Consider the following 19,857-nt stretch of genomic DNA (forward strand, 5'->3'; position numbering starts at 1 on the left):
TGTAAAGAAGTGTAAAAAATCGCATGTCCCAGCATATTCTCATCATCGAGGACGACCGCACGACGCGCATGCGGCTTGCCGCCTATCTCCGCGAACAGGGATACCGGGTCTCGGAAGCGGAAGATGCGGAGGAAATGGAGCAAATCCTCACCGAAGACCCGGCCGAGCTTCTGCTTGTCGATATCAATCTGGACGGCAAGGACGGGCTGACCATCACGCGCGAACAGCGCGCGCGCTCCCGCGTGGGCATCATCCTGTTGACCGCGCGGGACGATCAGGTTGACAAGATCGTGGGTCTTGAGATGGGGGCTGATGACTATATCACCAAACCCTTTGACAAGCGCGAGCTATCGGCGCGGGTCAAGAACCTGCTGGCGCGGATTGCCGATATTGGACAGGCTCCGCAAGGTGCGCCCCCCGTTGAAGAATTCGGACCCTGGGCCTTTGATCGCATCCGCCGCAGGCTGGTCTCGGTCGCCCGGACCGAGGTGCTTACCAAACAGGAGTTCGACGTGATGGCCGCCCTGGCGGACCACCCCGGCCAGACGCTGAGCCGCGCCAAGCTGGCTGAATTGATGGGGCGGCGCGCGATGCGGTCAAACGACCGGATGATCGACGTGATTGTCGGGCGGTTGCGCAAGAAAATCGAGGCAGATCCGTCCAAGCCGGACTGGATCCTGACCGAACATGGCAAAGGGTATCACTTTGTCGATCCCGCCTCGATCTGAAGGCCGACCGTTTTGGCGGCTTCGGCCAGCTGATCGCTTGCCGCTCTTGCCGTCGTCCTGACGTCCTCCAAGGCGGCCTTTGCGGCATCGTCCTGCGCATGCTCAAAGCGTTTGAGCGCGTCACAGAGCGCTCCCAGCTGAAAGTTTGACGCAGCACCCTTGAGCTTGTGCGCAAGCTTCCCGCGTTCTGATGGGGCGGCATCTTCCATCTGCCGCACACTGCGCGGCAGATCCTCGAGAAATTCGGAAATGATCTGCGCCGTGATATCCGGCCCGAGATCCGTCATATCCGCGCGCACCGTCTGCAGGACCGGACTTTCTTTCACGGTCGGCGTCGATGCGGGGCTTTCAGCGCCCAAAATCTCGCTGAGCGCCCGGGGAGAAACAGGTTTCGTCAGCACGCGTGCCACACCAAGACGGGCGCGATCCCCGGGCGTGTCCGCGATCAGATGCGCGGTCAGCGCGACGACCTGGGCAGATGTATCAAACGCTGCGATCTGCGCGGCCACCTCCTGGCCGGGCATATCGGGCAGATCAAGATCCAACAACACGAGGTCAAAGACCGTGTCCCGCATCAGATCGAGCCCGTCCTGCCCTGTCTCCGCTTCGCGCACCAGACAGCCCAGACGTTCCAGATACCCCCGGGCGACCATGCGATTGACGGCGTGATCGTCGATCACCAGCACCGATTTCGACATGGCGGCATGGGTGTCGGCCCTGTCCTCTTGCGCAGCAAGGTCCGGATCGCCGGGCAGAAGCGGGACGGTCAAGGTAAACCGGCTGCCAATGCCGGGCTCACTTTCGACACTCAAGGCCCCGCCAAGCGCCTGGGTCAGGCTGCGGGAGATGGCCAGCCCCAGCCCCAGCCCCTCGATGCCGGCACGTTTTGCAGCATCCGCACGGGTATAGGCGTCAAACGCGTGGTCTATGGCCTCGCGCGTCATGCCAACGCCGGTATCCGCGACACTGAAGCTCACAACGGGTTGGCCCGTCTGGGCATCCCTTGCATGATCCACAATCAAGGCAACCCGCCCGCGATCCGTGTATTTCACTGCGTTCGATACAAGATTGGTCACAATCTGGCGGATCTTCACCACATCGCCAAAGAGCGCAGGCGGCGCGGTTGAGGCAAGGTCGATATCCGTCTTCAACGCCTTTGGCGCGGCAAGCGATTGCATTTGGTGGCCCAACTGCCCCACAAGATCGCGCAACATGAAATGAACGGGATTGCTGCGGTCCTCGGTGGCCTCAGTGCTGGCGAAGGCCAGAATGTCGTTGGTGATCTCGCGCAGATCCTGGGCCGACTGCAAGGCGGTGCGCAGGCGGGCCTTGCCGCCCGGGTCACCCATATCGGCCTCCAGCAGGTCGAGCATACCGATGATTCCGTTGAGCGGTGTTCGGATTTCGTGGCTCATGCGGGCGAGAAACTCGGTCTTGCTGCGGTTTGCGGCCTCGGCCTCGGCGCGCGCGGCATCGGAGGCCTGCATCCCGGCCACGGCATCTCCCGTGCGGGCGATGACGGCCTCTTCGAGGCTGTTGCGCAACCGGTCCGCATCCTGCGCCCGCCTGCGCAGGATGTTGAGGGCCTTCTCCATGCGTCCGATCTCGTCCTGCCCGCTGATGGGGATGCGCTGCGCATAGTCGCCGCCTGCAACCGACACGATCCGCTGCGAGATATTGGCCAGCCGCGCAATCAGCTGACGGCGGGCGTAAAGCCACATCATCGTGCCCGCTAGGACCGAGGCCGCGACCATGGCCAGAAGCCCCGCCAGAATGACCGAGGCGCGGCGCTCGGCCACCGCGATCGTTTCCAACCCCTGCGACTGGAGTGCATCCCGCGCAGCGCGGGCGCGGGTCGCAAGCGTCTCCAGCGTCTCTTGCAAAAATGCCGCGTCCCGCGCAAGGGTCTGCTCCAGCGCGATACGGTCGCTTTGCAAGTCCAACAGTCCCCCGTCTGCAAGGACAAGGCGATCGAGCGCATCCAAAAGCAGACGCGCCTCGCGGGTGGCGCCTTGCGAGGGAAAATAGATCAACCGGCGCAACATGATATCGAGGCTGGCAGATACCTCTGCCCGCGTGGCCTCAACTGTGGCTGGGGTCTCAAGAGCATTGGCCTGCTGTATCTGGCGCCGGGTGGCATCCAGCGTTCGGGTCAGCTCCGTCAAGCGCTCGAAGGCAAAGAACGACCGATCTGCCAGCGTATCCAACGCCGGGCGCGGGTCGTCCTGCGGGCGGGCATAGAGACTTGCAATGCCCGCGGTGATCCTCAGCCGGGCAAGGTCCGTCTCTGCTTCGAGAACCGATGCAAGCCGCGCGCCCGCCTGATCAATCGCCATGGATGCGTCAGCGCTGCGATCAAGCAGGGTAAGGCGGTCGCGCGCATTCAGAGTGATCCTGTCAACGATGCGGGCCGCATCCGATGCGTCTTCGCCCCCTTGCGCGGAACCTGTCGTCCCCTCAATGTCGCGCGTCGCACGCTCAATGGTCAGAACCGTGTCGCGGAGCGCGGCGGACGCCTCATCAAGGCTCCTGATCGTCGTCGCCTCGCCCAGCGTTGTTTGCAGCGTTGTGACCACATTGACGGACGCATCGATCCGGCTCGCCAATTGGGTCGCGGGAAAGTTCGCGCGCACGAGCGCATTATATGTATGGGCCATATTGCGATTGACGCCAATCGCAACGACGCCCACCATCACGGCCAATGCCGCCATGGCACTCAAAATCTGGATCAACCGTCTGTCAAAACTCATGCGTCGCATTTCCCAACCCTACGGAGCCATGATCCGCTGCACAATCTTGACCATCGGCATTGTCATCGCTCTGGTCGCGGCGGGGCTGGTCGGTGCTGCGCGGGCGCAGGAGGCGCGCCGGCTTTGCGTCCTCGTTCCCCATTTCAAGGACGATTACTGGCTCAGTGTCGGCTACGGGCTGGAACGCGAGGCGGCGCGCCGAAATGTGCAGCTCCGTTTCTTCGAGGCAGGGGGATACCGCGCTCTCGCCGCGCAACTCAAACAGCTTGAGGTTTGTGCCCAAGCGGATGTCGATGGGATCCTGATCGGTGCCGTGAGCTCGGATCATCCGGACATGACCGCCGCCGTTGCGCGGGCGGCGCGGCAGGTACCTGTCATCGCCCTTGTCAATGAGCTCCATGCCGAGCAGCTTGCCGGACGCATCGGTGTGGATTGGCGCGACATGGGGCACGAGATTGGCGCTTTCCTGTCGCGCCAGCACCCCGAGGGGGCCGCACCAAAGACAGCCATATTCCTGAACGGACCACGCGAGGCCGGATGGACAGGCCCGTTGGAGAGTGGGCTACGCGCCGGACTTGAAAACAGCTCGGTTGACATCGTTGATGTCTTGCGGGCTGATACGGGCGTTCGCGCGCAACTTGATCTCGTCGAAGCTGCAATGGCCCGTCATGCAGATGTGGATTACGTGATTGGCAACGCACCTGCGATAGAGGCCGCGCTCGGCGTGCTTGCGACGCAGGATGCGCGCGCGCAGCCGCTCCTCGTGTCCACCTACATGACCCCTTCCGTCCTGCGCGGATTGATCAACGGTCAGGTCAGGGCTGCGCCATTTGACGACCCGGTGCAGCAGGGTGTCATGGCAATCAGACACGCCGTCTCCGGAGGGGACGCCGACACGCCAGACGGCCTGATCGGGCCCGCATTGCAATTGCTGACCGCCGGAGGCGACAGTCTCCAGAGCATCACCTTTCCGCCTGCGACGTACTTTCCCTTGATTGAATAAATGCTAAGACAGCGCGGCCTCGCTGGCTTGATTTTGCTCAAATCGCCCTCGCGGGAAGCAGACCCGCCCAGACAAGCGCCGCCCACACAAGCGAGATAGGCAAAATCATGGACCGCACCGCACCAACAGCTGCGACCCACGACGCCGGTTCACGCGCTGCCTGCACGGCAAGTGCAGGCGACGCTTGAGGCCGCCATCGCAGCCCCGGTCCCGCTAGCCTGCAGGCCTGCCGCTGTTGTTGCTGGGCGTGGGCGCATTGGGCGCCACGCGGATCAAACGCCGCGCTGCGTGAGTGCACCTGTCTTGAAAATGCAAAAGCCCGGTAGGTCACCCTGCCGGGATTTTTGTTTCTGTGGGTCTTTGAGATGAGACTGCTTTGAGCCCGAAGTGACCGATGCTGCATTTCATTCCAAGAGCCGCGACGGGCCATATACCGGACATTGGCCCATTGAGAGCAGAGCCCAGACTCAGTAATTGCCGTTCGTTTTGAATTGCAATTACCCAAGGGCGGATTTCTGACGCACCGATGCAGGGATCAAAAACTCAGTGTTACCTGAAATTTCGCACCGCGCGGGACACTGCGGCGTGCAGCGCAATGGCCATTGCAGCGAGCGTAATCAGGCTGGCGAACATCAAATCGGTCTTTGCGCGCCCGTTTGCCAAGAGCATCAGATAGCCCAAGCCCCGCGAAGAACCGACCCATTCGCCAATAACAGCCCCGATCGGCGCATAGACTGCGGCAAGTTTGATGCCCGTGCCCAGTGTCGGCAAAGCATATGGCACGCGGATCAACCAAAGCGTGCGTGTCTTGCTCGCCCCCATTGTCTGCGCCAGATCCAGCATGCCCGAAGGCACCCGCGAGAGCCCGTCATAGAATGCACTGACGACCGGAAAATAGATGATCAGCACCGCCATGACGACCTTGGAGGCAAGCCCGTAGCCGAACCAGAGCGTCAGCACAGGGGCAAGCGCAAAGACAGGAATCGCCTGGGTAAATACCAGCATGGGCATCGTCAGGCGTTGCAACCCGTCGAACCGCGCCAGTGCAATGGCGGTTGACGCCCCTGATATGACCCCAACCGAGAGCCCCAGCAACACCGCGGTGAGTGTCGCGGCCGCATGCTCCATAAGCAAGGCGCGGTTTTCCCATCCGGTTTCGGCCACCAAAAACGGAGGAGGCAGGATGAATCGTGGTGCATCGGTGATCCAGATAAGCGACTGCCAGAGCGCAAGACCGCCACAAATCGCAGCAACAGCATAAGCGAGCCGGATCATGGCCTTGACCTCAGAAAATCAAGGAGGGCTGCCTGTGATGCCACCACATCTGCGGCCGCAAGGTCCCGCAATGGTGCCATGTCGGGCAATGGCCAGTCTTGCGTTCCCTTATTGGTGATCACAATGATCCGATGCCCCAACCGAATGGCCTCCGACGGATCATGGGTGACAAGCAGCACCGTTTTGCCGCGCAGCATTTCAGCCGCCAATTCCTGCATTTCCGCGCGCGTGCCTGCATCAAGGGCGGAGAAAGGCTCATCCAGAAACACGAACGGACGGCCCTCCATCAAGGTGCGCGCCAAGGCTACACGCTGCCGCATACCGCCCGAAAGGGCAGCAGGCCGTTTGCCAAGATGATCGCCCAATCCGATTTTACCGAGCAGGTCACGGGCGCGGTCTGCATCGGGTCGCTCCCCGCGCAGACGCGCCCCGAGAAGCGTATTGTCCAACACGCTCAGCCAAGGCATCAGCAGATCCGATTGGGCCATGAAGGCCGCACGCCCCTGAATGTCCCGCCCGTCGTTTGTGCGGATCGTGCCCTGGAACTCCCCTTCGCACGTCAGCCCCGCAATCAGGCGCAGCAAGGTCGTCTTGCCGACGCCCGACCGGCCGAGCAGACAGGTCCATTGCCCGGCGTCGATCCTCAGATCGATCTCGCCAAACAAGGGAGCACCTTCCAAACGATGGTGCCCCACGACGCTGATCCCCGGCGCGGTCACGCAGCCCCGCGCAGGCCCATGCCCCAAAAGGCAGCCTCAAGTTGCGTGGCGGTCGTGAACCGTTTCTGAAGCCCCGGCCAACGGGGCGAGGTTTCCGGCGACGGACCCAGACGGCGCAGGACAGCTGCGTCAATCATCTGACCCAATCGGGTCATCGCGTCCTGATAGTCCGCCCCATCGTAGGTGTCGATCCATGCCCGATAAGGCGTATCAGGTGCCGCGTCTTTTCCCAAACGCGTGCCAATCTCGGCATAGCCAAAGCAGCAGGGCGCGAGCGCGGCCATCAGATCGAGAAAGTCGCCCTGAAGCCCCGCATCCATCACATATCGCGTATAGGCGAGATTCTCGAATTCCTCCGCCGCGTTGAACAGTGTTTGCTCGTCGATCCCCTCGCCCGCACAGGTCTGCACATGCAGGGCCATCTCGTGATTGACGAACCCGTTGACCGACGCGGCGCAGGCTTTCATCTCATCCAGCGTTTCCGCCTTCACGACGCCCATGGACCATGCACGCGAAAAGTGGGTCAGGAACACATAGTCCTGAATGAGGTAATGCAGGAAGGATGCGCGCGGCAACGTGCCATCGCGCAGGCCTTCGACAAAGGCATGGTGGGTGTAGGTGTGCCAGTCGTCCTCGCATCCCGCGCGCCAGAGCGCAAAGCTGCGGCCATAGTCCCGCGCGCTCATTGGGCGCTCACGTCGATTGCGATTTCAGAAACCGGGTGGATCGCCGGGATCAGGCCAGCCTCCTGCAAAAAGGCCTCAAACGCAGCGTAGCGGCCCGTGTCGAGCGCGGCAGGGCGCAAGGCAAAGCGCGGCAGCGTGTCAGACCAGGCGCGGCGGTTGAGTTCATCGCGCAACTCGGGCGCGGTGCTTGCGAAGATCTCCCAGCTCTCTTCGGGGTGGTTGATGATGTATTGCGTGGCGCGTTCGGTCGCGGCCAGAAAGCGGCGCACCATATCGGCATCCATCGTATCGAGGTTGGCCACGTAAATCAGCTCATCATAGGTGGGCAGGCCTTCCTCCTCGACGTAGAAACAGCGGCCTGCAACGCCTTCGATATCCATCTGGTTCAACTCGAAATTGCGAAACGCGCCGATTACCGCATCGACCTGACCGGACATGATGGCAGGCGAGAGCGAGAAATTGACGTTGACGAGCTCTACCTGATCCAGCGTCACGCCATGCGTGCCCAGAACGGCGCTCAGAACCGCATCCTCGACCCCACCGACAGAGAAACCGATCTTGCGTCCTGCCAGATCAGCTGGCGTTTCTATGGGGCCGTCCTCCAACACCAAAAGGCAGTTGAGCGGCGTGGCGACCAGCGTACCAATGCGGCGAAGCGGCAGGCCTTCATGGCGTTGCAGGTGCAGTTGCGGTTGATACGAGATTGCCATTTCTGCCTGGCCTGCGGCGACAAGCCGGGGCGGGGCCGACGGATCAGCGGGGGCGATGATCTCGACCTCAAGGTTTTCATTGGCGAAATAGCCTTTCTCCTGTGCGATGATGACCGGGCCGTGATCGGGGTTTACGAACCAGTCCAGCAGCAGCGTCATTTGATCCTGCGCCAGAAGCGGTCCGGCCCAAAGGGACAGGGCAAGGGCAGAGAGGGTCTTTTTCATCGGGACAGTCCTTTAAGGTTTGCAAAGTGATGGGTGGGGCCGTGGCCCGACCCGACAGACAAGTCATCCGCATGGGCGATGGCATCGCTGACATAGGCCTTGGCGGCAGCGACTGCCTTGGGCAAAGATTGCTTGCGAGCAATCTGCGCGGCCAGCGCGGCCGACAGGGTGCAACCGGTGCCATGTGTGTTCCGCGTCGCCGTGCGCGCGCCCTCAAACCACGTTACATTGTCCGAGGTGACCAGACAGTCAGGGCTGTCTGCTCCGTCAAGGTGGCCACCTTTCATCACGATGGCGCTCGGCCCGAGGGCGATCAACGCACGGGCCTGCTGCGCCATCTCTTCGCGGGTTTGCGCAATCGGCCTGTCCAGAAGGTGCGCGGCCTCCGGCAGGTTGGGCGTCAACACAAAGGCCAAGGGCAGAAGTCGCGTCCGCAACGTGCCCACCGCGTCCGGTTGCAACAGAGGTGCGCCGCCTTTGGCAATCATAACCGGGTCCAGCACGATCGGTGCATCGCAACCTTGCAGCGCCTCGGCCACGGCGGCAGCGATCTCGGCGTTGGCGATCATGCCGATCTTCACGGCATCAACGCGGATATCTTCGAAAATGGCCTTGATTTGCGCTTGCACGAACTCCGGCGGGACAAGATGAATGCCGCTTACGCCTTGGGTATTCTGCGCGGTCAGCGCGGTGATGGCTGCCATGGCATAGGCCCCGTTTGCCGACATCGCCTTGAGGTCGGCCTGGATACCAGCCCCTCCCGATGGATCGGAGCCTGCGATACTGAGAACATTGGGAATCATTTGAACCGCTCCTCTTTTGCAAATGCTTGCGCCGCCGCGGTCACATCGGGCTGCCCGCAAATCGCGGAGACAACCGCAAGCCCATCCGCCCCGCTTTGCCGCACCGGCCTTGCGTGTTCCGCCTTGAGCCCGCCAATGGCGACAGTGGGCAGCGGCGTCAGCGCCACAAGCGATGCCAACCCGTCGAACCCAATGGGCGCTTCGTGGTCTGTCTTGGTGGCTGTGCCGAAGACAGGGCCGAGGCCGAGGTAATCCACCAAGGACGGATCGGCGGCCCTGACCGTGTCAGGCGTCTCGCAAGACAAGCCCAGCACCTTGCCCGGCCCAAGCTGCGCGCGCGCTTGCGCAGGTGTCATATCTCCCTGACCGATATGCGCGCCGTCCACGTCAGCAGCGACAGCAGCCTCCACATCGTCATTGATCACAAGCGGGACGCCACTGTCTGACAGCATGTCCTTCAATCCGCGCGCCAGTTCGACACGCTCCCGCGTTGTCGCCGTCTTGTCGCGCAGCTGAACAAAGCTGACACCCCCCGCCACGGCGCGGCGCACGGTCTCCACCACACCGAGCGGCGCGCAAAGCTGCGGATCGGTCACAAGATACAACCCAAGACTGTCGCGCAGCCCCGTCATCCCAGCACCGTTTGGGCCAGATCATCCGGCCCGACCGATGCCAGCGCATCAAGGAAGTGGACCTGAAAGCTGCCCGGCCCCGTGGCCTGCGAGGCGGCAACATTGCCGGCGGCCTTGAAATGCGCCAACGCACCGAGCGCGGCGTCAAACGCGGGCCCCGCGGCTGCATAAGCGCCCATGAGTGCTGTCTGAGAACACCCCAGTGCCGTGATTTGCGGCATGAGCGCCGAGCCGCCAGTGACTTCGGCGCTTTGCGTGCCGTCCGTGACGAAATCCACAGGGCCAGTGACAGCAACGGTTGCGCCATAATCCCGCGCCAAGGCCTCAGCCGCGCCTTTGGCCGCATCGACACTGTCACCGCTATCCGCGCCTTTGCCGCTGCCTGCCTCACCGGCAAGTGCCAGGATCTCTGACGCATTGCCGCGCAGGATCGTCGGGCGCTGCACAAGCAAGTCCTGTGCTACGCCTTTGCGATAGGCGCTTACGAAGTGCGCGACCGGGTCCAGCACCCAAGGCACATCGCTGGCGTTGGCCGTCTTGGCCGCAGCCATCATGGAGGCCGCCCAAGCGCCGTCCAATGTGCCGATATTGATTGTCAGTGCCCCGCAAATCGGCGTGAAATCCTCGATTTCTTCGACAGCATGCAGCATCGCAGGCGAGGCACCGGCCGCAAGAACGACATTCGCGGCTATATTCATGGCGACATAGTTTGTGATGCACTGCACAAGTGGGTTTTGCGCACGCAGTGGGGTCAGAATGTCATTGAACGACATATACGTCTCTTTCTCATCTTGGCGAAGAAAAAGAGCACCTGTCAGCTTGGTCAAAAGCGACTGTGACCTCCCTCCGCCAGCATTATCTGGTTCAGGTTCAAAGGGTACGTCTCAGCTTTTCAGCGCCCCTGGCGAATGAGACGCTAGGTCAAGTTGCGAGGATGGTCAAGCGTCCCCAATACCTGTGCGCGGACCGGCCAAGTCAAGTCTCGCTGGGTTCCGATGTGACCAAAGGGGGCCTTAGGTTGAGGAGATCTAATGACGGCTTCGTCCCGCATAGCTGACGGTGTTCTTCTTTTAGGCACCTCGCCGCAACGCTTTCTCTCTCGTGCGCATTTGCTTACGGCACCGCGCAAGGCGCTAGACGGATGGCCGCCCGCTTCAGGCCGCCGCCTTCCTGTTTGTGGCCCAGCGGCGGATCACTTTGACGGCGGGCAGGAAGATCAGGATGAGGGCGATGATCGTGATCGGACCCGCGATGGGGCGGGTGAAGAAGATCGAAGGATCACCCGAGGACAAGAGCAGCGACTGGCGCAGCGTGGGCTCCGCGATGGGGCCCAGAACGATGGCCAGCACGGCGGGGGCCAGCGGGTAGTCGAACTTGCGCAGGAAGAATGCGCCCAGGCCAAAGACCACCATCAGCCAGATGTCGAACATGTCCCGCGTCGCCGCATAGCCGCCCGCAATCGAGAGCACGAAGATCATCGGCGCGAGGATCGTGAACGGCATCCGCAGCATCCAGATGAAGAGCGGGATGAACGCCAGGTTGATCAGCAGCGCGGCCAGATTGGAGATGTAGAACGAGCCGATCAGGCCCCAGACAAATTCCTGCTCATCCACGAAGAGGCGCGGGCCGGGGACGAGGCCCCAGATCACCATACCGCCCAGCAGGATCGCTGTCGTGGGCGAGCCGGGAATGCCCAGTGTCAGCATCGGCAGCATTGAGCCTGTCGAGGCCGAATTGTTGGCCGCTTCCGGCGCCGCAACCCCGTCAGGAGAGCCTTTGCCGAATTCCTCGGGCTTGCGGGAGATCATCTTCGTGACACCGTAGGACATGAGCGAGCCGGGCGTCGCGCCCGCCGCAGGCAGGACGCCCACGAAAAAGCCCAGAAACGAGCCGATCATCGTCCCGCGCCAGCCGCGCTTCGTGGCTTCCTTGGTGTCTGCCGCCATGCCTTTCACGGTCATCTTGGGCGTGGTCGTCTCCACCTCGCCGCGGCTTTGCTCAATGGTCCAGATCATCTCGCCGATGCCGTAGACGCCAATGGCCAGAACCAGAAAGCCGATGCCCTGCAGGAAGCCGTTGTAATCAAAAAGCACAAGCCGGGGCGCGCCGGAGATCTGGTCAAAGCCAATGGCGCCCAGCACGAGGCCGAAGCAGATCGAAAAGATCGTCTTGGGGATATCGTCGCCGCCCAGACCCACGAACGTGGCAAAGGCCAACAGCATCAGCGCAAAGACCTCGGGCGGACCAAAAGACAGGGCAACGGAGGCCAGCACGGGGGCGAAGAGCGTGAAGAGAATGTTGGCCACGGTCCCGCCGATGAAAGAGGCCAGTGCAGCTGTGACGAGGGCGAGGCTCGCGCGGCCCTGCCGGGCCAGTGGCCTGCCATCAAAGGTGGTGGCCACCGCAGTTGACGCGCCGGGGATCCCCAGCGTCACAGAGGAGACCGCACCGCCATACATCGCGCCATAGTAAATCGCGGCCAGAAAGATGATCGCTGATCCCGGAGGGACAAGGAAGGTCACGGGCAGAAGGATGGCCACGCCGTTGACAGAGCCCAGCCCGGGCATCGCACCGATAAAGAGCCCGACCGTGACCCCGATCAGGATCATCATGAGGTTGAGCGGTTGGAGAGACAGGAGCATGCCGTCAGCCAGCAGGGCGAGAACTTCCATAGTCAGAGGCTTTCTTCAAAGTGGCCTGCCTTGGCGAGAGGGGCCTTAGGGGATCGGAGCGGGTCGTGTCAGTAGATGATGTCGTAGAGGATATCGAACACCGGATCGGTAAACGGCAGGCCCGAGGGCATCGTGATCTGCATCGCGCCTTCGAAGAAGAAAAACAGCGCGACAGGTGTGATCAGCGCGACCGCGAGTGTGAAGACCAACCCGTGCCGTCCGAGAAACCACATGTAGTAGAACAGGAAGACTGCAATCGCCCCGTACATGGAGATGATATTGACGAGGGCCACAAATCCGATGATGCCGCCGCCCACGAAGATGAGCGTCCGCCAGCCGTAGCTGTCGAGGACCGGTTCATCGGATTGGGAGGCGGGGGTCAGGCCACGGTACCAGTTGACCGCGGTCCAGCCGCAGCAGCCCAACATGATGGTCGCGAGCCAGAAGGGCCATGCACCGCCGCCGGGCCCCTGATCTGCAATATATCCGATGGGCAGCTCGGTGCTTTTCCACATCAGGTAAAGTGACAGGAGGGCCAGAATCCCCGCGGTCATAAGTTCACCAACGCGCATCTGGCCCTCCCTTTTGTCATTGCCCCCTTGCGGAGGTCTTCGCTAACTCGCAGTTAACCTTAGGTCAGCTCTGCTTTTCGCCAAGGGCGGCGAGCAGCTTCTTGTGATTTTCCACCTGAAGCGACCAGTAATCGCGCTGCTCATCGGCGTTCATCCACAGCGGCGAGAGGCTCTCGGATGCCAGGTAGCCCTGCCATTCTTCGCTCTCGTAAATCGTTGTGAAGACTTGCTGATAATAGGCTGCGGCTTCATCGGACATGCCCGGTGCGCCGACGACGGCACGCTGGTTGTAGTAGGAGAAGTCATGACCCTTTTCCTTGATCGTCGGCACGTCCGGATAGGCGGGCATACGCTCGTCGGAGAAGGCCAGAAGGGGCACGAAGTCACCGGCTTCATAGAAACCTTTGGCCTCGGCGGGGTTGTTCACGGTTGCCATGATCTGCTGGCCAGCGAGGTCCTTGGCCACGGCGCCGCCGCCATCGTAGGGGATATATTTCACGTCGAGACCGTAGGCTTCGGACATGTAGGCGATGACGATGCTGTCTTCCTGACCGGCACCTGTGCCGCCCATGACGTACTCGCCGCCCATGCTTTTAACCTTCTCGACATACTGCTCAAAGGTCGTGATGCCGCTGTCCTTGTGGACCCAGAGCACAAACGGGTCGACGCCCATCATCGCCACGGGCGTGAATGTCTGGATGTCGATCCCGAGGTTCGCCTGACGCAGCGGCGTCGTGAAGAAGGAGTTCAGCGTCACGAGGATCGTGTGATCGGGGTCAGACGCGTTGGAGACGTGGATCAGCGCTTCTGCGCCGGAGCCACCGCCCTTGTTGTTGGGCACGAGGGGACGGTTCGTGAGGTCTTTCGTTTCTGCGACGGACTGGATGAAACGTGCGATCTGGTCTGCGCCGCCACCGGGGCCTGCCATGATGACGAAATCAATCGGCTTGCGGGGCTTCCAGCCATCGGCCAGAGCGGCCACAGGGGCTGTTGTCAGCAGCGTTGCACCCATCATGCTGAGCAATGCGCGTTTAGTCACTTTCATCGAAAAGTCCTCCCATATGGTTTTCGGCAGCCACGGGTTTCGCGAAAACGCAAACCGTTCCTGCATCTCCGAAAGTAATTATCTTGCGGAAAATCTAATTCAAGCAAAACTTTATTGCTGGAGGAAAGAATACCTTAGTGTACCAAAACGACGGGTATTTTTGCTTTATCAACAACGACTTGAGTATTTCCACCAAAGAGCGTCTCGCGCTCATGGTTGTGCCCATAGGCGCCCATGACGAGCAAATTGGCGCCCACTTCGGTTGTTTTCGCCAGGAGCTCCGCCCCGGGGTTGCGGGTATCAAAACGGTTAATCTCGGCGGTGATTCCGCGCATCTGATAATACCCCACAAGCTCCTCGGCCGTCGCCCCGTGGGGTTCTCCCTTGCCGCCGGTGAGGATCGTGACTTTGCGTGCGGCAAGCGCGAGATCCAGCGTCGTGGCCACGGCGCGGGAGGCCTCCAGTGAGCCATTCCACGCTATGGCGATATGCGCGCCCAGATCGGGCACCACATGCACATCATGGGGGCACATCAGGACGGGTCGGCCGGTCTCGTAGAGCGCCGATTGCAGGGCGTTGGTGCCGATATTGAGATCTCGCCGGGGCTGGTTCACCACAACCAGATCGGCCAGCCGTCCGTTATGTTTGATCACATCGATCATCTGTCCGTATTCCTCGACAAAGGCGATGGAGGCCGTGCCCGCGACGGGCGTGTCCGTCTCGGGCATATCCACGGAGAGTGCGAATTGATGCAGCTTCTCGCGCACATCCTGTTCTTCCTGATCGGCCAGTGTCTCGGCCTGGGCCATCATCGTCTTGCGGGCAAAGCCGGGCAGGGCGCGGCTGTAGGGACGCAAATCCTTCGAGCTTTTGCGGCAATGGGCGACGACGAGATGCGCCCCGTGCTGGCGCGCCAGAGAAGTTGCATGTTCCAGAACGGTATCGATCATGACATCGCCGCGCACGGGCACAATGATTTTTCTGAGCATGAGATGGTCCTCCTCCGTGTTGGTCTGGCTCATCGGCGGCGGCGGGTGTGCGACGCTGTCCGAGTGACCTTTCGATTTACATGCGCGCGCGAACCACGCGGCACAGTTCGCAGAGATATAGCGCGAAATACCCAAGGTCGCGAAACTTTGCAAAACCCTGTGTGCTGCTGAGTGAATTGGCGCGGGTCTCAAAGGGGGCTTGCGACAGGCGCACACTAGCGCCCGTCATGGGCCGATCGACAGGGCTCAAACCGCCCCGTGCGGGGGCGTTTGGACGTCTGACTGAGGGATTTTGCACGACGATTTGGCGGCTTCAGCGTAAAATCGACGCGCTTTCAGGGCTGTGCCGAAACAGTGTCTCGTTTCACTGGGAAAACAGTTCGGTGGCACTGCCCAAGAACGCCATCGCAACCGGGGTCGGCAAGACAAGCGCGCCCAAGAGCATTGGGTCGGGTCGTCCCTGGGGGAGCGCCACAGCATGACGCGGGCGCGTACGGCGTTCGGCGGCACAGCTTTTGAGACGACCTACAAGGCGCTACAAATCGCGCTCCTGTCTGCGGCAGGCGTGCGTCATCGCTCGCGCCCATGATCGGCCACGATGCGCTGTGCGATGGGCGCCGCGAGCGGCAGTGTTGCGGCATGATAGTGCGACTGCGCAAACGGACCCGAAGGGGGCAGAGCGCGCGCAGCCCGTATGCCTCGGCCAGCGCGTCGAGATCCTTGCGGAACGCGGGCGTAAGCGCCAGACCATCCGCACGGCGGGACGTTGCAGCGGCGGTCTTGCCATCGCCGGGCAAACGCACCGGGTCGTGGCCGGGCAGGGGGTCGGAGGCGCGCATCTCTGCGAAGACACGAGCGGCCTCCCGGGCGAATGTGTCTCCCATGCCAAAGCCCGCGGGGTCGAGCGCCATCACAACTTGGCCTGTATTGGTCTTGGAGGTGGTGTCTGATGTGAAATCCACCACGTCAGAGCCAAAAGCTGCCCCGTTCAAGACGCCAGCCATCATCCCAACGGCCACGGAAAGGCCAAAGCCCTTCGGCCCGCCAATGGGCAGAAGAAAGTTCTCGGCTTTGCGCGCGGGATCCGTGAGCGGTTGCCCATCCAGCCTTCAGGCATGGGCGCGCCCTGCTGAAGAAGCGTTTTGATCTTGCCCATGGCGGCCACGGTGGTTGCCATGTCGAAGACAACGGGATCAGGGCCATCTGCGGGCGCGCAGAAAGCAACCGGGTTGGTGCCCAGCGGGAGATCAGACCCGCCAAAAGGAGGCACATGGTTTGCGCTGCCCACGGCGACTGCCATGCCAACCATGCCAGCCTCTGCCTGGGGGCGCACATAAAGCGCGAGGGGGCCTGCGTGATTGCCTCGCCTGATGCCAACCCAGCCGATCCCGGCTGTGCGCGCTGTCTCGATGGCGATGTCGCGTGCCTTGGCCATGGCCAGATGGCCCAGCCCGTTGTCGCCGTCAATGAGCGCCGTGGCAATGGTCTGGTGGGCGACACGGACATTGGGCATGGGGTTGCATCCGCCCCTGCCAGCCGCGCCATGTACTGGCGCAGGCGAAAGACACCGTGGGTGCCGCAGCCATAGATATCAGCCTCAACCATATGGCTTGAGACGCGGGTGGCATCAGCATCGGGAACGCCCATCTTGCCCAGCGCCTGCGCCACAAAGCGGCGCAGGTCATCCACAGCTGTCGTGCCGTCAGCCATCGTAGGAGCCAACGCGTTCCTTGTGCCAGAACACGACCTTTCGTCGGGTCCAGGTCACTATCATTTAGAGCGCGAGGCTCACGCAGAAGACGTTCTTGAGAGGTTTGGGGATGGGGCGAGAAATGGTGCGTCAGAGGGCAGCTGCGCATCGGCGTGATGCCCCGCCTGCATGCTGCCTGCGCGCAGCGCGTGACCACCGGCCCCGGTGACGTTCTGCGCCGCTTTGGCGATATCGAGAAACGCACCGTTCTCCATACCGGCCGCGCAGATCGCTTTGCCGTTGCTGGACACTGTCAACAATCGCATGATCCGTTCCTTCCGTCGCCGGACGGCCGTTGCCTACGCCGTCCAAACCCAACGTCTCTTCACACAAGCATGCGTCTGGCTTATGTTCGCAATCATTCAACCAATCTGGAAATTGGGTGGAACCATGGCTGACGCGACCGACATCGTGCAACGTTTGCGAGACTTCATCGAAGGCTCCGGCTTGCGCTACAACGCGCGCATACCGCCAGAGCGCGAATTGTGTGAAACGCTGGGCGCGAAGCGGTATCACCTGCGCAAGGCACTGGCCGAGCTTGAGGCGCAGGGGTTGATCTGGCGGCATGTCGGACGGGGGACGTTCGTGGGCAGCCGGCCGGTGCTCAACCTTCAGGATGTGACCTTTCTGGGCGACCTTGTCACGCCCGAGCAACTGGTGGCCGTCCGCTTTGCCATTGAGCCTGAATTGTGCCGATTGGCCGCGTCCAGTGCGACGCAATCCGACAGGGACCAAATGGCGCTTTGTGCTGAGAAATGCCGATCTTCCGAGGATTGGCGCACCTATGAGGCCTGGGACAACAACCTGCATCACGCCATTGCCCGCGCCACGCGAAATCACTTGTTCCTCTATTTCTTCGAGACGTTGAACTCCGTGCGCCGGTCCATCGTCTGGGGCCGCCCGCGCGAGACCCGCGGGCCTGATCCGGGCTATGTCTCCTTTGCGCAGCACGATGACATTCTGGCCGCGATTTTTGCAGGCGACGGGGCGCAGGCCGCCCGCGCCATGTCGGTGCATCTGCAATCGGTCTATGCGCGAATGATGGAGCGTCCATCCGTGGATTGGGCCTGACCCGGGTTCTTGCGGCGATATCAACCATTTTGAGAATTGGTTGGTTTGTTTGGTAAATGCGCTGGGCTACCACGGCGCTCGAGAACGTGACATACGCGGAGGGCACAATGGCCAATTACGTGATTGAACCACCGGAAATCGTGAGCTTGCCGATCCAGGGCTCGGATGCCGCCTTTCCGGTGCGCAGGGTCTATTGCATTGGCCGGAACTACGCGGCTCATGCGATTGAGATGGGCCATGATCCCGACCGGGAGCCGCCGTTTTTCTTTCAGAAAAACCCCAACAACCTCGATACCTCGGGCGATTTTCCCTATCCGCCGCACAGCTCGGACGTGCATCACGAAGCGGAGATGTTTGTGGCGCTGAAAACAGGCGGAACAAACATCGCCGTCGAAGACGCGCTGGATCACGTCTATGGCTATGGGCTTTCCCTCGACATGACCCGCCGGGATTTGCAGGGCGAAATGAAGAAAATGGGTCGTCCGTGGGAAATCGGTAAAGCCTTTGAACGCTCCGCGCCCTGCGGGCCGATCCACCCCGTTTCTGCCGTGGGCCACCCGTCTGAGGGCCACCTGAAGCTCACGGTGAACGGGGAGACGCGTCAGGAAGGCGATCTCAATCAGATGATCTGGAAGGTGCCGGAGATGATTTCCTATCTCAGCGCGTATTTCGAACTGGCGCCCGGAGATGTGATCCAATCGGGCACGCCTGCGGGCGTGGGGCCGGTTGTTAAGGGCGACGTCATGGTCATGTCGGTTGATGGTTTGGGCAGTCTGACGGTCAACGTGACCTGAGCGTCTTGGTCCTTGCGCGCCGCACCGCGCGCCGCCTTTTCCCGTATGAACTGCCTAAAATTCTTGTCGGCGCTGTCTGTGCCGATATCTCTTGGAGCAGGGCTTTCAAAGGGGGGAGACGCCATGGCCGACGCAAGCCGAACAGATCTAGAGGACCATTCCAATGCGCCGGGGGGCGCATTGACGGGGGCCAGCGCCGCGCTGCGCGGGCTCAAAGTGCTCGATCTCACGCGTGTGCGCTCCGGCCCCACCTGCGTCCGCCAGCTGGCCGATTGGGGGGCCGATGTCATCAAGGTGGAAACACCGCTTGATACCGAAGAGCTGGGCGGGCCTCGGGCCGGGTCTGATTTCCAGAACCTGCATCGCAACAAGCGCTCGCTGACACTCGACCTGAAAAAGCCGCAAGCCAAAGAGGCCTTCCTCAAGCTGGCCCGGACGGCCGATGTCATTGTCGAGAATTTCAGACCTGCCGTGAAAACACGGCTCGGGATCGACTACGAGACGCTCTCGCAAAGCAATCCGGGGCTGATCTACGCCTCGATCTCGGGTTTTGGACAGGATGGCCCCATGGCCGACCGTCCGGGTTTTGATCAGATCGCGCAGGGCATGGGCGGGCTGATGTCGATCACTGGTGAGCCGGGCGCGGGGCCCATGCGCGTGGGCATTCCCATCGCCGATCTCTGCGCGGGGCTCTTTGCGGCGCAAGGCATTCTGATTGCGCTCTTTGAGCGGCAAAGCTCCGGCAAGGGCCAGTGGGTCCAGACATCGCTGTTGCAGGCGCAGGTCTTCATGCTCGATTTTCAGGCCGCGCGCGTCTTGATGGATGGCCATGTGCCGGGGCAGGCGGGCAACAATCACCCGACTTGCATCCCGACCGGCGTTTTCCAGACAGCGGACGGGCATATGAACATCGCCGTGACGGGCAATGCCATCTGGGACAAGTTCTGCGATGCAATGGACAGACCTGACTGGCGCGAAGATGCGCGCTACGCCACGCAGGAGAGCCGTTTGGAGCACCGCGACGCGCTCAACGCTGAAATCGAAGCGCTGACGCGTGGCGCGCCGACGGGGACCTGGATCGCACGGTTGACGGAAGCAGGGGTGCCCGCCGGGGAAATCAATGACATCGCCCAGGTCTTCGAGACCCCGCAGGTCCGCCATCTGGACCTCGCGCAGCCGGTGCAGAGCCATGAGCGCGGCGCGACGGAAATGGTGGGCCAGCCGATCCTGATGAGCCGCACACCCAGCACGATTGCCGCGCCGCCGCCGCTGGCAGGCGAGCATTCGGCGCAAATTCTGGCGGAGCTTGGCTATTCCGAGACAGAGATCGCCGCGATGAAAGAGGCGGGCGCCACCTGACCCTGGCCTTTGGCTATGGTCTGAGAAGCGGTTGCATTCCGCGCAGGCCATGCCGGACATGGCTGGCCTTGCGG

At 61.9% G+C, this 19,857-nt stretch carries 19 protein-coding genes, 1 pseudogene and 1 riboswitch; of the genes and pseudogenes, 6 read left to right on the forward strand and 14 right to left on the reverse strand.

Going from position 1 to position 19,857, the window contains the following annotated elements; all coding sequences use genetic code 11:
- Window positions 1-23 precede the first annotated feature (23 nt).
- A complete protein-coding gene (locus tag ACP15S_RS16275) occupies window positions 24-728 on the forward strand; it encodes a response regulator (RefSeq protein ID WP_425040684.1) in 705 nt (234 codons plus the stop codon).
- Here the strand turns inward: ACP15S_RS16275 and ACP15S_RS16280 are convergent.
- Entirely contained in the window at window positions 701-3,478 is a 2,778-nt protein-coding gene (locus ACP15S_RS16280) for an ATP-binding protein (protein ID WP_425040685.1), read from the reverse strand. The genes ACP15S_RS16275 and ACP15S_RS16280 overlap by 28 nt on opposite strands.
- Here ACP15S_RS16280 and torT point away from each other — a divergent pair.
- On the forward strand, window positions 3,438-4,481 hold the full coding sequence (gene torT / locus ACP15S_RS16285; RefSeq protein ID WP_425040686.1) for a TMAO reductase system periplasmic protein TorT: 1,044 nt from the start codon (window positions 3,438-3,440) through the stop codon (window positions 4,479-4,481). The genes ACP15S_RS16280 and torT overlap by 41 nt on opposite strands.
- A gap of 549 nt (window positions 4,482-5,030) precedes the next feature.
- Here torT and ACP15S_RS16290 read toward each other — a convergent pair.
- From ACP15S_RS16290 to ACP15S_RS16340, 11 genes are all read right to left on the reverse strand, one after another.
- Complete coding sequence (locus tag ACP15S_RS16290; protein ID WP_425040687.1) at window positions 5,031-5,756, reverse strand: ABC transporter permease; 726 nt, start codon at window positions 5,754-5,756, stop codon at window positions 5,031-5,033.
- On the reverse strand, window positions 5,753-6,451 hold the full coding sequence (locus ACP15S_RS16295) for an ABC transporter ATP-binding protein (protein WP_425040688.1): 699 nt from the start codon (window positions 6,449-6,451) through the stop codon (window positions 5,753-5,755). The genes ACP15S_RS16290 and ACP15S_RS16295 overlap by 4 nt, the downstream gene beginning before the upstream one ends.
- 20 nt (window positions 6,452-6,471) lie before the next feature.
- Window positions 6,472-7,161 carry a thiaminase II gene (gene tenA / locus ACP15S_RS16300; protein WP_425040689.1) on the reverse strand — a complete coding sequence of 230 codons (690 nt, stop codon included), beginning with the start codon at window positions 7,159-7,161 and terminating at the stop codon, window positions 6,472-6,474.
- Entirely contained in the window at window positions 7,158-8,096 is a 939-nt protein-coding gene (locus ACP15S_RS16305; protein ID WP_425040690.1) for an ABC transporter substrate-binding protein, read from the reverse strand. The genes tenA and ACP15S_RS16305 overlap by 4 nt, the downstream gene beginning before the upstream one ends.
- Complete coding sequence (thiD, locus tag ACP15S_RS16310) at window positions 8,093-8,899, reverse strand: bifunctional hydroxymethylpyrimidine kinase/phosphomethylpyrimidine kinase (protein ID WP_425040691.1); 807 nt, start codon at window positions 8,897-8,899, stop codon at window positions 8,093-8,095. The genes ACP15S_RS16305 and thiD overlap by 4 nt, the downstream gene beginning before the upstream one ends.
- A complete protein-coding gene (thiE, locus tag ACP15S_RS16315; protein ID WP_425040692.1) occupies window positions 8,896-9,531 on the reverse strand; it encodes a thiamine phosphate synthase in 636 nt (211 codons plus the stop codon). Before thiE ends, thiD begins: the two co-directional genes overlap by 4 nt.
- Window positions 9,528-10,304: a hydroxyethylthiazole kinase gene (gene thiM, locus ACP15S_RS16320; RefSeq protein WP_425040693.1), complete on the reverse strand. Its 777-nt coding sequence runs from the start codon at window positions 10,302-10,304 to the stop codon at window positions 9,528-9,530. Before thiM ends, thiE begins: the two co-directional genes overlap by 4 nt.
- A gap of 51 nt (window positions 10,305-10,355) precedes the next feature.
- Window positions 10,356-10,444, reverse strand: a riboswitch (TPP riboswitch).
- 241 nt (window positions 10,445-10,685) lie between these two features.
- Window positions 10,686-12,203 (reverse strand): tripartite tricarboxylate transporter permease, encoded by a 1,518-nt coding sequence (locus ACP15S_RS16325; protein WP_425040694.1) that lies wholly within the window; start codon window positions 12,201-12,203, stop codon window positions 10,686-10,688.
- A gap of 68 nt (window positions 12,204-12,271) precedes the next feature.
- Window positions 12,272-12,775, reverse strand: a complete 504-nt coding sequence (locus tag ACP15S_RS16330) for a tripartite tricarboxylate transporter TctB family protein (RefSeq protein ID WP_425040695.1) — start codon at window positions 12,773-12,775, stop codon at window positions 12,272-12,274.
- A 64-nt stretch (window positions 12,776-12,839) separates the two neighbouring features.
- Complete coding sequence (locus tag ACP15S_RS16335) at window positions 12,840-13,820, reverse strand: Bug family tripartite tricarboxylate transporter substrate binding protein (RefSeq protein ID WP_425040696.1); 981 nt, start codon at window positions 13,818-13,820, stop codon at window positions 12,840-12,842.
- A gap of 134 nt (window positions 13,821-13,954) precedes the next feature.
- Window positions 13,955-14,809 (reverse strand): universal stress protein, encoded by an 855-nt coding sequence (locus ACP15S_RS16340; RefSeq protein WP_425040697.1) that lies wholly within the window; start codon window positions 14,807-14,809, stop codon window positions 13,955-13,957.
- 227 nt (window positions 14,810-15,036) lie between these two features.
- Here ACP15S_RS16340 and ACP15S_RS16345 point away from each other — a divergent pair, with 227 nt between their 5' ends.
- Window positions 15,037-15,291: a hypothetical protein gene (locus tag ACP15S_RS16345; RefSeq protein ID WP_425040934.1), complete on the forward strand. Its 255-nt coding sequence runs from the start codon at window positions 15,037-15,039 to the stop codon at window positions 15,289-15,291.
- Between the two features lie 291 nt (window positions 15,292-15,582).
- On the opposite strand, the pseudogene ACP15S_RS16350 reads toward ACP15S_RS16345, so the two are convergent.
- Together ACP15S_RS16350 and ACP15S_RS16355 are read right to left on the reverse strand one after the other, a co-directional pair.
- Window positions 15,583-16,519 (reverse strand): annotated as a pseudogene (locus ACP15S_RS16350) (Ldh family oxidoreductase); the annotation flags it as partial.
- A gap of 78 nt (window positions 16,520-16,597) precedes the next feature.
- Complete coding sequence (locus tag ACP15S_RS16355; RefSeq protein WP_425040698.1) at window positions 16,598-16,825, reverse strand: hypothetical protein; 228 nt, start codon at window positions 16,823-16,825, stop codon at window positions 16,598-16,600.
- 124 nt (window positions 16,826-16,949) lie between these two features.
- Here ACP15S_RS16355 and ACP15S_RS16360 point away from each other — a divergent pair, with 124 nt between their 5' ends.
- From ACP15S_RS16360 to ACP15S_RS16370, 3 genes are all read left to right on the forward strand, one after another.
- On the forward strand, window positions 16,950-17,630 hold the full coding sequence (locus tag ACP15S_RS16360) for a FadR/GntR family transcriptional regulator (RefSeq protein WP_425040699.1): 681 nt from the start codon (window positions 16,950-16,952) through the stop codon (window positions 17,628-17,630).
- Window positions 17,631-17,737: 107 nt separating this feature from the next.
- Window positions 17,738-18,424 (forward strand): fumarylacetoacetate hydrolase family protein, encoded by a 687-nt coding sequence (locus ACP15S_RS16365; RefSeq protein ID WP_425040923.1) that lies wholly within the window; start codon window positions 17,738-17,740, stop codon window positions 18,422-18,424.
- A 123-nt stretch (window positions 18,425-18,547) separates the two neighbouring features.
- Complete coding sequence (locus ACP15S_RS16370) at window positions 18,548-19,783, forward strand: CaiB/BaiF CoA transferase family protein (RefSeq protein WP_425040700.1); 1,236 nt, start codon at window positions 18,548-18,550, stop codon at window positions 19,781-19,783.
- The last annotated feature ends 74 nt before the right edge of the window (window positions 19,784-19,857 follow it).

This window comes from Primorskyibacter sp. S187A, from assembly GCF_049800955.1.
Classification (GTDB): domain Bacteria; phylum Pseudomonadota; class Alphaproteobacteria; order Rhodobacterales; family Rhodobacteraceae; genus JAKVBH01.

What these genes read in the sequence shown, in the direction of transcription:
- thiD (WP_425040691.1), bottom strand. Translation starts at nt 8,899, where the DNA reads ATGATTCCCAATGTTCTCAGTATCGCAGGCTCCGATCCATCGGGAGGG.
- thiM (WP_425040693.1), bottom strand. Translation starts at nt 10,304, where the DNA reads ATGTCGTTCAATGACATTCTGACCCCACTGCGTGCGCAAAACCCACTT.
- ACP15S_RS16355 (WP_425040698.1), bottom strand. Translation starts at nt 16,825, where the DNA reads ATGCGATTGTTGACAGTGTCCAGCAACGGCAAAGCGATCTGCGCGGCC.
- thiE (WP_425040692.1), bottom strand. Translation starts at nt 9,531, where the DNA reads ATGACGGGGCTGCGCGACAGTCTTGGGTTGTATCTTGTGACCGATCCG.
- ACP15S_RS16330 (WP_425040695.1), bottom strand. Translation starts at nt 12,775, where the DNA reads ATGCGCGTTGGTGAACTTATGACCGCGGGGATTCTGGCCCTCCTGTCA.
- tenA (WP_425040689.1), bottom strand. Translation starts at nt 7,161, where the DNA reads ATGAGCGCGCGGGACTATGGCCGCAGCTTTGCGCTCTGGCGCGCGGGA.
- ACP15S_RS16360 (WP_425040699.1), top strand. Translation starts at nt 16,950, where the DNA reads ATGGCTGACGCGACCGACATCGTGCAACGTTTGCGAGACTTCATCGAA.
- ACP15S_RS16370 (WP_425040700.1), top strand. Translation starts at nt 18,548, where the DNA reads ATGGCCGACGCAAGCCGAACAGATCTAGAGGACCATTCCAATGCGCCG.
- ACP15S_RS16275 (WP_425040684.1), top strand. Translation starts at nt 24, where the DNA reads ATGTCCCAGCATATTCTCATCATCGAGGACGACCGCACGACGCGCATG.
- ACP15S_RS16365 (WP_425040923.1), top strand. Translation starts at nt 17,738, where the DNA reads ATGGCCAATTACGTGATTGAACCACCGGAAATCGTGAGCTTGCCGATC.
- torT (WP_425040686.1), top strand. Translation starts at nt 3,438, where the DNA reads ATGGCACTCAAAATCTGGATCAACCGTCTGTCAAAACTCATGCGTCGC.
- ACP15S_RS16305 (WP_425040690.1), bottom strand. Translation starts at nt 8,096, where the DNA reads ATGAAAAAGACCCTCTCTGCCCTTGCCCTGTCCCTTTGGGCCGGACCG.
- ACP15S_RS16280 (WP_425040685.1), bottom strand. Translation starts at nt 3,478, where the DNA reads ATGAGTTTTGACAGACGGTTGATCCAGATTTTGAGTGCCATGGCGGCA.
- ACP15S_RS16345 (WP_425040934.1), top strand. Translation starts at nt 15,037, where the DNA reads ATGGGCCGATCGACAGGGCTCAAACCGCCCCGTGCGGGGGCGTTTGGA.
- ACP15S_RS16340 (WP_425040697.1), bottom strand. Translation starts at nt 14,809, where the DNA reads ATGCTCAGAAAAATCATTGTGCCCGTGCGCGGCGATGTCATGATCGAT.
- ACP15S_RS16325 (WP_425040694.1), bottom strand. Translation starts at nt 12,203, where the DNA reads ATGGAAGTTCTCGCCCTGCTGGCTGACGGCATGCTCCTGTCTCTCCAA.
- ACP15S_RS16335 (WP_425040696.1), bottom strand. Translation starts at nt 13,820, where the DNA reads ATGAAAGTGACTAAACGCGCATTGCTCAGCATGATGGGTGCAACGCTG.
- ACP15S_RS16290 (WP_425040687.1), bottom strand. Translation starts at nt 5,756, where the DNA reads ATGATCCGGCTCGCTTATGCTGTTGCTGCGATTTGTGGCGGTCTTGCG.